General features: G+C 61.0%; 14 protein-coding genes and 1 riboswitch. Of the genes, 9 read left to right on the forward strand and 5 right to left on the reverse strand.

Annotated elements, in window-relative coordinates:
• Positions 1-145 precede the first annotated feature (145 nt).
• Positions 146-820, reverse strand: coding sequence for an orotate phosphoribosyltransferase (gene pyrE, locus WBF69_RS00910; RefSeq protein WP_424260284.1), 675 nt, complete (start codon positions 818-820; stop codon positions 146-148).
• Positions 821-1004: 184 nt separating this feature from the next.
• On the opposite strand from pyrE, the gene WBF69_RS00915 reads away from it, so the two are divergent.
• The 3 genes from WBF69_RS00915 to WBF69_RS00925 are packed head-to-tail and all read left to right on the forward strand — an operon-like array spanning position 1005 to position 2890.
• Positions 1005-1802: a DODA-type extradiol aromatic ring-opening family dioxygenase gene (locus WBF69_RS00915; RefSeq protein WP_424260286.1), complete on the forward strand. Its 798-nt coding sequence runs from the start codon at positions 1005-1007 to the stop codon at positions 1800-1802.
• A 9-nt stretch (positions 1803-1811) separates the two neighbouring features.
• Positions 1812-2627 carry an exodeoxyribonuclease III gene (locus tag WBF69_RS00920; protein ID WP_424260288.1) on the forward strand — a complete coding sequence of 272 codons (816 nt, stop codon included), beginning with the start codon at positions 1812-1814 and terminating at the stop codon, positions 2625-2627.
• Between the two features lie 59 nt (positions 2628-2686).
• Entirely contained in the window at positions 2687-2890 is a 204-nt protein-coding gene (locus tag WBF69_RS00925; RefSeq protein ID WP_424260290.1) for a hypothetical protein, read from the forward strand.
• A 185-nt stretch (positions 2891-3075) separates the two neighbouring features.
• Here the strand turns inward: WBF69_RS00925 and WBF69_RS00930 are convergent, their stop codons facing one another.
• From WBF69_RS00930 to metX, 4 genes are all read right to left on the reverse strand, one after another.
• Positions 3076-4077, reverse strand: coding sequence for a bile acid:sodium symporter family protein (locus WBF69_RS00930; RefSeq protein ID WP_424260308.1), 1002 nt, complete (start codon positions 4075-4077; stop codon positions 3076-3078).
• Positions 4078-4222: 145 nt separating this feature from the next.
• The gene (locus WBF69_RS00935; protein ID WP_424260292.1) at positions 4223-5470 is read right to left on the reverse strand and encodes a muropeptide transporter; all 1248 of its coding nucleotides are present in this window, start codon (positions 5468-5470) and stop codon (positions 4223-4225) included.
• The gene (gene metW / locus WBF69_RS00940) at positions 5467-6123 is read right to left on the reverse strand and encodes a methionine biosynthesis protein MetW (RefSeq protein WP_424260294.1); all 657 of its coding nucleotides are present in this window, start codon (positions 6121-6123) and stop codon (positions 5467-5469) included. The genes WBF69_RS00935 and metW overlap by 4 nt, the downstream gene beginning before the upstream one ends.
• A complete protein-coding gene (gene metX / locus WBF69_RS00945; RefSeq protein WP_424260296.1) occupies positions 6120-7370 on the reverse strand; it encodes a homoserine O-succinyltransferase MetX in 1251 nt (416 codons plus the stop codon). Before metX ends, metW begins: the two co-directional genes overlap by 4 nt.
• A riboswitch (SAM riboswitch) is annotated at positions 7359-7438 on the reverse strand. Its footprint overlaps the gene before it by 12 nt.
• 197 nt (positions 7439-7635) lie before the next feature.
• On the opposite strand from metX, the gene WBF69_RS00950 reads away from it, so the two are divergent.
• The 6 genes from WBF69_RS00950 to WBF69_RS00975 all read left to right on the forward strand — a co-directional run bounded on the left by WBF69_RS00950 (position 7636) and on the right by WBF69_RS00975 (position 11091).
• Positions 7636-7848, forward strand: coding sequence for a helix-turn-helix domain-containing protein (locus WBF69_RS00950; RefSeq protein ID WP_424260298.1), 213 nt, complete (start codon positions 7636-7638; stop codon positions 7846-7848).
• 102 nt (positions 7849-7950) lie between these two features.
• On the forward strand, positions 7951-9522 hold the full coding sequence (gene gshA / locus WBF69_RS00955; protein ID WP_424260310.1) for a glutamate--cysteine ligase: 1572 nt from the start codon (positions 7951-7953) through the stop codon (positions 9520-9522).
• A 10-nt stretch (positions 9523-9532) separates the two neighbouring features.
• Positions 9533-10036, forward strand: coding sequence for a GNAT family N-acetyltransferase (locus WBF69_RS00960; protein WP_424260300.1), 504 nt, complete (start codon positions 9533-9535; stop codon positions 10034-10036).
• 94 nt (positions 10037-10130) lie between these two features.
• The gene (locus WBF69_RS00965; RefSeq protein ID WP_424260302.1) at positions 10131-10418 is read left to right on the forward strand and encodes a CopG family ribbon-helix-helix protein; all 288 of its coding nucleotides are present in this window, start codon (positions 10131-10133) and stop codon (positions 10416-10418) included.
• On the forward strand, positions 10415-10708 hold the full coding sequence (locus WBF69_RS00970; protein WP_424260304.1) for a type II toxin-antitoxin system RelE/ParE family toxin: 294 nt from the start codon (positions 10415-10417) through the stop codon (positions 10706-10708). Before WBF69_RS00965 ends, WBF69_RS00970 begins: the two co-directional genes overlap by 4 nt.
• An 89-nt stretch (positions 10709-10797) precedes the next feature.
• Positions 10798-11091, forward strand: coding sequence for a hypothetical protein (locus tag WBF69_RS00975; protein WP_424260306.1), 294 nt, complete (start codon positions 10798-10800; stop codon positions 11089-11091).
• The last annotated feature ends 128 nt before the right edge of the window (positions 11092-11219 follow it).

Raw genomic sequence — 11219 nt, forward strand, 5'->3', positions numbered from 1 at the left:
TGGACGAATCACCCCGCGCGTTTGGCGAGCGCCCCGATTTTCATGCAATGACCGAGCAGTCCCGGCAAAGCCGGGACCGGCCGACCGGCGCCGGGAAGACCCGGCACCATCCAGCCGGCTTAAGAACCCAACAAACAACGAGCCCTCAAGCAGAAATCCCGTACCGATCCCGATAAGCCGCCACCGCCCCCCGGTATTCGGCCAACGCAGCATCCCCTTCCAGCAGTGCCATCACATCCACCAAAGACGCAATGCAGACCACCGGGATCCCGTAAGTCTGTTCCACATCCTGCACCGCCGAATGCGCCGACAAGGCGTCATCCGCCCCGGCGCGTTCCATCCGGTCCAGCGCGATCAGCACAGCCGCCGGCTGAGCGCCCGCCGCACGGATCATAGAGACCGATTCTCGCACCGACGTTCCCGCCGTGATCACATCGTCGATGATCACGACCCGGCCCTGCAAAGGCGCGCCCACCAGCACGCCGCCCTCGCCATGATCCTTGGCTTCCTTGCGGTTGAAAGCGAAAGGCACCGACCGACCGGCCAGAGCAGGCTGGCCCGACAAGGCGACCGCCGTGGTCGTCGCCAGAGGAATGCCCTTGTAGGCCGGCCCGAACAGCATGTCGAAACCCACGTCCGCATCCACCAGCGCCTGGGCATAGAACTGCCCCAGGCGGCCCACGCTGGCGCCGTCGTTGAACAGGCCGGCATTGAAGAAATATGGGCTTAGGCGCCCAGACTTGGTCTTGAACTCACCAAAACGCAAAACCCCCTGATCCAGGGCAAAGCGGACGAAGGCTTGGGCGTGCGAACCGGGCATGACGGCAATCTCGAAATCTGGGAAGGCCACATTATCGGATATTTCCCGGCGCCCCCTCAACGCAGACCCGGATTTCGACCCATCATTTTTCGTACCCGCCCTGCTGCACGGCTATGCTTTCCCCTCCGGGACGCCTATGATTTAGCCCTCGACCCCCCTCTACGCAGCACGAAGGAACACCCCGATGCGTCAGCCTGTCTATTTCATTTCCCACGGCGGCGGCCCCTGGCCCTGGATGCCGGACCCCACCAGCAACTATGCTGCGCTGACCGCTGCCCTGAAAAGCATTCCCACCGCGCTGCCGCAGCCGCCACGCGCCATCCTGATGATTTCCGCCCACTGGATCACCAGCGGTCGATTGAAAATCACCAGCCACCCGCAACCCGGCATGGTGTACGACTATCACGGCTTTCCCGCCAACACCTATGAAATCCATTATCCCGCGCCCGGATCACCTCGCCTGACGGCCAGACTCCAGGATATCCTGTCGGCCAAAAACATCTCTGTCACGGAAGATTCTCGGCGCGGCTACGATCACGGCGCCTTTGTGCCGGCCTACGTGATGTATCCCAAGGCGCAGGTCCCTATGGTGCAATTGTCCATCGAAGCCGGCTTCGATCCAGCCTGGCACCAGGCGCTAGGAGCCGTCCTGCAGCCCCTGCGTGACGAAAACATCCTGATCATCGGCAGCGGGCTGAGCTTCCACAATCTGCGCAGCTTCGGCCCGACAGGACGCGAGCCATCGGCCCTGTTCGATGCCTGGCTGCAAGACACCCTGATCAACTCATCGCCCGAGCAGCGCCAGGCGCAACTGCTGCACTGGGAAGACGCCCCCGCGGCACGCATCTGCCATCCGATGGAAGATCACCTGGTACCCTTATTCGTCGCCAGCGGGGCAGCCGGCAGCGATGCCGCCACCTGTTTCCACCATGAAACCAATGCATCCGGCGGACTGACCGTATCCAGCTTCCGATTCGGATAAAGGAATCCCGTGTTACGCATCACCTCACTGAACGTCAATGGCATCCGCTCCGCCTATCGCAAGGGGCTGGCGGACTGGCTACAGGTCCAGAAACCCGACATCGTCTGCTTGCAGGAAATCAAAATCCAGGACGCGGACCTGACCGACGAACTGCGCCACCCGGACGGCTACGTCGGGCATTTCCACCATGCCGAGAAAAAAGGCTACAGCGGCGTGGGTCTGTACCTGCGCCAGGCAGCCGACGCAGTGGCCATCGGCATGGACTGCCCGGAATTCGATGCCGAAGGCCGCATCCTGCGGGCCGACTGGCCTGGTTTCAGCGTCATCAGCGCCTATCTGCCCTCCGGGTCCAGCGGCGACGAACGGCAAGCCGCCAAATACCGTTTCCTGGACCATTACGAAAACTGGCTGGACGGCCTGATGCAGGAACACCAGGGCAGCGGTCGGGAATTCGTGATCTGCGGCGACTGGAACATCGCCCATCACGAAATCGATCTGAAGAACTGGAAAGGCAATCTGAAAAACAGCGGATTCCTGCCCGAAGAGCGTGCCTGGATGACCCAACTGTTCGACAAGCGCGGCTGGGTAGATGTCTACCGCCGCCTGCACCCGGATACCGAGGGCGAGGCCTATACATGGTGGAGCAACCGGGGCCAGGCCTGGGCCAAGAACGTAGGGTGGCGCATCGATTATCACATCGCCACGCCTGGCATCGCCGCGCGCGCCACAGCGGCTGCTGTCTACAAAGACGAACGCTTCAGCGACCACGCTCCCCTGACCATCGACTACGACATGGCATCAGGCGATTATGTGCAACCCGCATGATTTACCCTATAATCACATGAAATTGCAATACTGCAGCCCGATCTTCCAGGAGCACACACATGACTGATTCCGTTGAAAGCGCCGTCGCCGCTGCGTCCGGCCTACAGAACTGGGCCATGATGCAGGAAAACCAGAACCTGCTGCTGCGCAAGGTGCTGGACGGTCAATCCAACACCATCCTCAGCTTGGTGAATTCCGTGCCCAGCATCCCCCAGTTGGCCACCAGCGGTTCCGTTGGCACGTTGCTGCACACGACCGCCTGATTGGCGTCACCCAGGGCGCCGTCCCACACGACGGGCGCCAAGATGAAAAAACCCACTTCTGAACTGCCCCCCAAAAGTTGGACACTGATCCAACCTTTGGGGTGTTTTTCATGGCCCGGCATGCCCGTGGCACAAATCCATCGTACGTCCGCGGGATATCCCGCCGCACCGGCGCCGCCGTGCAGTCAGGCCGGCGACCGCCGCCGGCGGGCCTGATCATCCAGGCGCTGGTAATTCTGCGCCATCACCGCGCACACCATCAGCTGGATCTGGTGAAAGATCATCAGCGGCAGCAGCACCGGCCCGATGGCGCTGGCGCTGAACAACACACCAGCCATCGGCACACCGGTCGCCATGCTCTTTTTCGAACCACAAAAGACAATGGCGATCTCATCGGGCCGGTTGAAGCCCAATTTGCGGGTAGACCAGGTATTGAGCGCCAGCACAATGGCCAGCAGCACACAGCAGCAGATCACCAGCAGGATCAGGGACTGAGGCGCCACCTGCTGCCAGAGCCCGGCCACCACCGACTCGCTGAAAGCCGTATACACCACCAGCAGGATGGAACTCTGATCCACGCTGGTGATCAATTTGCGATGGCGGTCCATCCAGCGCCCGATCACGGGTCGCATCAGGTGTCCGGCGACAAACGGCAGGAAAATCTGCTGCCCGATGTGCAGGATCGACTGCAATAAAGAACTGCTGTCCAGCGCCGATGTGTCCGCCTGCAGCAGCAGCTGCAACAATAAAGGCGTGATGACGATGCCGACGATGCTGGATGCCGAGGCCGCGCACACCGCAGCAGGCACATTGCCCCGCGCAATCGAAGTAAAGGCGATGGCTGATTGCACGGTACCCGGCAGCACACACAGATACAGCATCCCCACATACAGAGGTTCGCCCAGCAGCGGCAGCAGCACGGGCCGCAGCCCCCAGCCCAGGATCGGGAAGATGACGAACGTCCAGATGAAGATCACCCCATGCAAGCGCCAATGCGTCGCCCCGGCCAGGATGGCTTCGCGTGACAGTTTCGCGCCATGCAGGAAAAACAGCAGAGCGATGGCCGCCGCTGTCAGGCGCTCGAAAAAGACGGCCCCCTGACCATGCGCAGGCAGCAAGGTGGCGGCCAGTACGACAGCGATCAGAATCAGGGTGAACCTGTCAAACAGCAAGCGTAATTTTGACACCATGAAAATGGGTGCTCCGATGATCCGAGACGAGGAAGTCAGAAGATTAAATGAGGCGTCTGTTCAGGTTTGGCTACAAACACCGGCAAAATGTGTTTGAACAGACAAGCGCCCGTCACGCCACGCTGGCAAAACAGTGGCGGCATCAAGCCGCCAAGTCGGCATCCAGCCGGGCGACCAGGCCGCGCATCCACCACAACAGGATCAGCCCCGGCACGGCGATGAACACCGTCATGACGAAAAACGACGGCCAGCCCAGATGTTCGACGAACACCGGTGTCAGCGGCCCGGCCAGATAGGTTCGGCCCACCGCGGACAGCGCCGACAACAAGGCGAACTGGGTCGCCGAGAACTGCTGCCGGCACAAGGCCATCAGCAAGGCCACAAACGCTGCCGTACCCAGACCGCCGCATAGGTTTTCCACCGCCACCACCAGCGCCATGGAATATAGATGCGGCGGCGTCACAGCCAGCATCCAGTATCCCAGGTTGGACACGGCCTGCAACAGGCCGAAAAGCAGCAGCGAACGATACAGACCCAGGCGCGTCATCAGGGTGCCGCCCGCCAAAGCGCCGACGATGGTGGCGATCAGGCCAAAGACCTTATTCACCATGCCGACCTCGGTCACATCGAACCCGGCGCCGCGGATCAGAAAGGTGGTGGATAGCGCGCCGGCAAATGCATCCCCAAGTTTGTAGAGCACGATCAGCAGCAGAATCATCCAGGCGCCTGGCCGGCTGAAAAATTCCCGCAGCGGGGCAATGACGGCCTGCTGCAGATCGCGAGGCGGCTGCGCGACCTGTTCCGGCTCGGGCGCCCATAGCGTCGCCAAAGACGACACGGCCATCAGCGCCCCCATCAGCATATAAGTGCGGCCCCAACCCAGCCACTGATCCGCCATGATCAGGGCAAGGCCTCCCGAAACCACCATGGCCAGGCGATAGCCCATGACCTTCAGGGCGGCGCCTGCCGCCCGTTCCTCGTGGCGCAGGACATCCGTGCTGTACGCATCGAAGGCGATGTCCTGGGTGGACGACAGGAATGCCACCCAAACCGCCAGCAGCGCCAGCGTCTGCAGCTGCGACCCCGGCTCGAAAAAACCCATCGCGGCGATGGACGCCGCCAGCAGCCACTGCGTCAAAAACACCCAGCCGCGCCGCCGCCCCAGCCAGGGGGGAGCATAGCGATCCACCAGCGGCGCCCACAGGAATTTTAAGGTATAGGCCGTCCCCGCCAAGGTCAGGAAACCGATGCTTTGCAGGGACACCTGTTCGACCGTGGCCCAGGCCTGCAGCGTGCCGGACGTCAGGGCCAGCGGCAGACCACTGGCAAAACCCAGCACCAGCAAAGGAGCGACGCGTCGGCGTCCGTAGACGCGCCAGCCGTCCATCATCCCTGTCTGCCCACCGGTGATTCGAAGCGATACACCGCCAGCGTGCTGCGCCAGCCGCGCAGCCAATGAATTTCCTGTTCACCCCGGAAAGTGGCCAGGTGCGTGATCCGCAGGCCCAACTGGGCCGCCAACAGCTGAAAATCGCGCAGGGTGCACAAATGGATATTGGGCGTGTCGTACCACTGATACGGCATCTGGTCATTGACCGGCATGCGCCCGCGCAGGATCGACCAACCATGCGGCCAATACCCGAAGTTGGGAAAGGACACGATGCCATACCGGGCGACCCGCGCCATTTCCCGCAGAATGTGTTCCGTATGGTGCATGGACTGCAGGGTCTGGGACAGCACCACCGTGTCAAACTGCTGATCGTCGAACAGCGCCAGGCCCTCTTCCAGATTCTGCTGAATCACCCGGACCCCGCGCCGCACAGCGGCGATGACCTGCTCGTCCGCCAGTTCCACCCCGGCCCCCTGAACCTGTCGGGTGTTCTGCAGATACGCCAATAGATGGCCGTCCGCGCATCCCAGGTCCAGCACCCGGCTGCCTGGCGCAATCCACTGGGCGATGCGCAACAGGTCAATGCGGGGCGCCTCATCCGCCGGCGATGCCAGGCCGCTGGTGTTGTGCGTGTCAGCCACCGCCTGCGTCATGCCAGCACCCCCGTTGTCTGGCGGCGATCGCCCAAACCCAGGCGCTGCGCAATCTGATCGTAATAGCCCTGCACAATGGCGTGATAGCGGACATCCCCCAGCAAAAAGGCATCGTGCCCATGCGGGGCGTCAATTTCAGCATAGGTGACTTCGCGTCGGTTTTTCAGCAAAGCCCGCACGATTTCTCGGGAATGTTCCGGGGAAAACCGCCAATCGGTGGAAAAGGACACCAGCAAGAACCGCGCCAGCGCAGGGGCCAGGGCCTGGGCCAGATCACCGCCTGTCGTCCGCGCCGGATCGAAATAATCCAGGGCGCGAGTCAGCAGCAGGTAGGTATTGGCATCGAACTGGCGGGAGAATTTTTCCCCCTGATGGCGCAGATAGGATTCGACCTCGAATTCGACGTCGTAGTTGTATCGGTAATCCCCATTGGCGTTGGGCGCGCGCTGGGCGCGCCCGAACTTGGCTGCCATGACCTCATCCGATTGGTACGTGATGTGCCCCACCATACGGGCCACCGACAGGCCGTGTGTCGGCACCACGCCCTGCGCCGCATAATCGCCCCCTCGGAAATCGGGATCGGTCAGGATGGCGCGACGGGCGACCTCGTTGAAAGCGATGTTCTGCGCCGTCAGGCGGGCGGTGCTGGCGACCACGATGCAATCACCCACCCTGTCCGGGCAGGTGATCGCCCAGCTGAGCGCCTGCATACCGCCCAGCGACCCGCCCATCACGGCAGCAAAGCGGTCGATGCCGAAATGATCGGCGACCCGCGCCTGGGCCCGCACCCAGTCTTCCACTGTCAGCAGAGGAAAGGATGCCCCCCAGAGCTTGCCGGTGGCCGGATTGATGGTCGTCGGCCCGGTCGAACCGAAACACGAACCTAGATTATTGATACCGATGACAAAGAACCGGTCCGTGTCCACGGCCTTGCCGGGGCCGACCATATTGTCCCACCAGCCGATCTGCGTCGGCTGGTCCGCATTCATGCCCGCTACGTGGTGGGATGCGTTCAGTGCATGACAGATCAGCACCGCATTGCTGCGCTGGGCGTTCAGTTCGCCATAGGTTTCCACCGCCAGCGTATAGGACTGCAGTACCTGTCCGCTGGACAAGGTCAGCGGTTCGTCGAAAGACAGGAACTGGGGCGCGACGTAACCGACGCTACCCGTCGGCACCGACGCGCGCGCGGAGTCAGCAGCCGTCACAGCGGCAGCGGGATCAGGAGAAAAGGCAATGGTGGTCATAGGACCTCTTTAGCTGGATTTATTGGAGCGCCCGCAAGCGGATCAGGCAAATCGGCGCCAAGTCGAAATCTATTCTAGCACCCCGGTTCCCGGACCCGACAGGGCTGCGCTGATGACGGATATCCATGCCAAGTCAGCATCCAGCCCTTTGTCGAGGCAGGCAAAATACCCCTGCTGCCACTGGGACTATCACATGCTCACTTTATGATACATTCGCTCACGTATACGCGCAGTAGCCAATGACAATATCTCTACGGGGACAACCATGACACCACTGACCGTTCGCGAACACGACTGCCTGTACTGGGCATCCCAAGGCAAGACCAGCTGGGAAATGGGCCAAATACTGGGCATCACCGAGCGCACGGCCAATTTCCACATCGCCAATCTTTGCGGCAAACTGGGTGTGAGCTCTCGCCAGGCGGCCATCACCCAGGCGCTGCAGCACAAACTGTTGGATCTGGACAAATTCACCTGACGTAAAGCCTGGATCAGGCCGGAGGCCGCCCTACCCAAGGCCGCAGGGACAAAAGCTCAGGTCAGCTAAAATCAGTTTATTCAGACCAACCCGGTACCCTTTATCATGACCCTGGCCTCCGACCGGCGCCGCCTGCTGGCAACACACCCGGAACTCCTGCACACCATCCGGCGCGGCATTGAAAAAGAAGGGTTGCGGGTGGATGCCGGCGGTGCGCTGGCCCGCACACCGCACCCCGTCTCGCTGGGTTCGGCCCTGACCAATCCTCACATCACCACGGACTATTCCGAAGCGCTGCTGGAACTGGTCACCAGCCCGGACCTGTCGCCCAACGCGCTGGTGCAGGAACTGACCGACATCCATGCCTTCGTCGCCTTGCGCAACCCTGGCGAAGCCATCTGGAATCAGTCCATGCCCGCCCATCTGCCGGCGCAAGCCGACATTCCGGTCGCCTGGTATGGCACGTCCAATACCGGCATGCTCAAGCACGTCTACCGTCAGGGCCTGGCGTGGCGCTATGGCAAAATCATGCAATGCATCGCCGGTGTGCACTACAACTTCTCTTTGCCGGAATCTGCCTGGGAACTGCTGGCCGCAGGCGACAACGAAAAAGAACGGCGCAACGCAGGCTACATGGGCCTGATCCGCAATTTCATGCGCCATTCCTGGCTGTTGATGTATTTGTTCGGTGCATCACCCGCCATGTCGCGCAGCTTTCTGCAGCATGCCGGCCTGGAATCGCAGCTGACCCGTCTCAGCCCGGACACCTACTGTCTGCCCTGGGCCACCAGCCTGCGCATGAGCGATCTGGGCTATAAAAGCCCCACCCAGTCCGAACTGCATCTTTGCTACAACGACCTGGATACCTTCACGGCGCGCATCCACACCGCCGTCACCACATCCTGGCCGGCCTACGAGGCCATCGGCACACACCGCGACGGCCAGCGCATCCAGCTCAATACCAATCTGCTGCAGATCGAAAACGAATACTACGCCACCATCCGGCCCAAACAGACGGCGGGGCGCTGCGAGCGCCCGAACACCATTTTGCACGAACGCGGCATCCAGTATGTCGAAGTGCGTTGCATGGATATCGACCCCTGGGAACCTGCCGGCATTTCAGCCGACACCTGCCGTTTCCTGGACGCCTTCCTGCTGTTTTGCGCCCTGGAAGACAGCCCCCTGTTCCCCGCCCCCGGCACCTGCCAGGAAAGCCAGGCCAATTTTGCGCTGGTCGCGCGGGAAGGCCGCCGCCCCGGCCTGATGCTGAAGCACGAAGAGCAGAACATCAGCCTGCAGGACTGGGCGCAGAACATCCTGGACCGCCTCGCCCCCTACGCCGAACTACTGGACGCACATACGGACGACCAGCAGCATGTGTCCTCCCTGCAACGGCAGCACATCAAAGTGCAGGACCCCGCGCAGACACCTTCGGCACGCCTGCTGGCCGCACTGCGCGACAGCGGCCAGGAATTCCATGACTGGACGCTCGCGCAAAGCCAGGCGCATTGGGCGACCCTGCAGGCACGCGGCCTGCCCGCCGACACCTTGGCGGCCTACGACCAGGGCGCCAAAAAGTCCCTGACGGAACAAGCCGCCCTGGAAGCATCGGACACGGAAAGCTTCGAAGACTACGTCGCCCGCTTCCATGCGGCGCTGGTCAAAACCGTCTGAAGCCGCGATCATGGAGATGACACAGTGGCTGGTGACACCGCCCACACAGATCCGCCACTTCCATCCCCGGGACGCCGGCGCCCTGGCTCAACTGCTCCACGAATCCGTCCGGCAGCTCGGCATCAAGGGGTACAGTCAGGCTCAAGTCCAAGCGTGGAGCCCGTCTCCCGTCAGCGCCCGTCAATTTCATGAGCGCGTATCGGATGGCCGGAAGGTCCTGATTGCAGTCTCGCCAGACGATGCCCCGCAAGGCTTCATCGAGCTGTGCTCAAACGGCCACATTGACTGTTTCTACTGCCACCCGCACAGCGCTGGCATGGGGGTCGGCACAGCCCTGTACGCGACTTTGGAATCCATTGCCCGAAATGAAGGCATGCCCGTGCTGACCGTCGATGCCAGCGAAACGGCCAGACAGTTCTTTTTGAATCAGGGTTTTATTTGTATCCAACGCCAGGACTTCAGGCGAAACGATGTGCTCATCCATAACTACAGGATGGAAAAGAAGCTCGTTTGAGAGGGTCTTGGCGCGCCTGACAGGAATCGAACCTGTATCATTCAATATGGGCGTGCTACGATGAAACTACGACGTAACACATAAAGGCAGTGAGATGAACGAAGCCACCTTCACATTTCGTGTCGACGAAAACCTGAAGAGCGAATTCGCCAACGCAGCCAAGGCGCATGACCGAACAGGTGCCCAGCTACTACGGGATTTCATGCGCAGCTATATCAAAGACCAACAAGAAGCGGCGCAATACGATGCCTGGCTGCAGGACAAAGTACAACGCTCGCGGGCGTCAGCCGACGCAGGCAAACTGATACCAGCAGCAGAGGTCGAAGCCCAATTCGCTGCCCGCCGCGCCAGAACGCGGCAACATATTGCGCACTCAAAGTGACAAGCCTGTTCTGGACACCAGACGCCGTTCAGGAACGTCACGATATCTATGATTACATCGAGATGGATAGCCCCGCAGCGGCTTATCATCTTGACGAGAGTTTCTCAGACAAGGCCGGCGTTCTGACCAGATACCCAGAACTCGGTCGGGCTGGTCGCGTACCCGGCACTCGTGAGCTGGTGGTGCATGACAACTACCTGCTGATCTACGATGTCGTTGATGACATCGTACGCATATTGAACGTAGTACATGTGGCCCGTCTATGGCCGCCGGACCATGGACAAGATTGAACAGTACCCTGCCCATTGGCGGGACTACTTCCTGACCCTATTATTCCGATGCCCTACGATCATCCGCAATCGATCTGCAGGTCTACGATGTGCACAATTTTCTGACCTGCGATGTGGGTCATGGCGACATCGTGATCGACATCACCTTTCCGGTATCTCTGGGGGATTACGGCTTTCCGGTTACAGCGCACTGGGACGGGAAAAGCGATTTCAAGCTTTGCTGCACGCCGCAGGCACGCATTGCACTGGATGACCCAGACTCTGCAGACAAGCGCAAGCGTGCCTGGCTTGGGGCATTGAATACCGAACAAGGGCTACGGATCCGAGAGGCCGGAATCCAGGAGATGATGGCGTATATTCACCATGATCAGCAGCAGCCTTGAGGGGCTCTACATCATTAACGGGGGACACCGGCATTCATTAGACTTGTTTTTGCGAAGAACACGTTTAATGGAGCAATGCCGATGTCCCCAATCGATTCTATCCTAGGGATCCACGGCCTGGTGGTCCA

This window comes from Castellaniella sp. (assembly GCF_049673105.1).
Classification (GTDB): domain Bacteria; phylum Pseudomonadota; class Gammaproteobacteria; order Burkholderiales; family Burkholderiaceae_B; genus Castellaniella.

Bases quoted from the DNA above. Each gene is read 5' to 3' on its own strand.
- WBF69_RS00960 (WP_424260300.1), top strand. From the start codon at position 9,533: ATGGAGATGACACAGTGGCTGGTGACACCGCCCACACAGATCCGCCAC.
- pyrE (WP_424260284.1), bottom strand. From the start codon at position 820: ATGCCCGGTTCGCACGCCCAAGCCTTCGTCCGCTTTGCCCTGGATCAG.
- metX (WP_424260296.1), bottom strand. From the start codon at position 7,370: ATGACCACCATTGCCTTTTCTCCTGATCCCGCTGCCGCTGTGACGGCT.
- WBF69_RS00950 (WP_424260298.1), top strand. From the start codon at position 7,636: ATGACACCACTGACCGTTCGCGAACACGACTGCCTGTACTGGGCATCC.
- WBF69_RS00925 (WP_424260290.1), top strand. From the start codon at position 2,687: ATGACTGATTCCGTTGAAAGCGCCGTCGCCGCTGCGTCCGGCCTACAG.
- WBF69_RS00935 (WP_424260292.1), bottom strand. From the start codon at position 5,470: ATGATGGACGGCTGGCGCGTCTACGGACGCCGACGCGTCGCTCCTTTG.
- WBF69_RS00915 (WP_424260286.1), top strand. From the start codon at position 1,005: ATGCGTCAGCCTGTCTATTTCATTTCCCACGGCGGCGGCCCCTGGCCC.
- WBF69_RS00965 (WP_424260302.1), top strand. From the start codon at position 10,131: ATGAACGAAGCCACCTTCACATTTCGTGTCGACGAAAACCTGAAGAGC.
- metW (WP_424260294.1), bottom strand. From the start codon at position 6,123: ATGACGCAGGCGGTGGCTGACACGCACAACACCAGCGGCCTGGCATCG.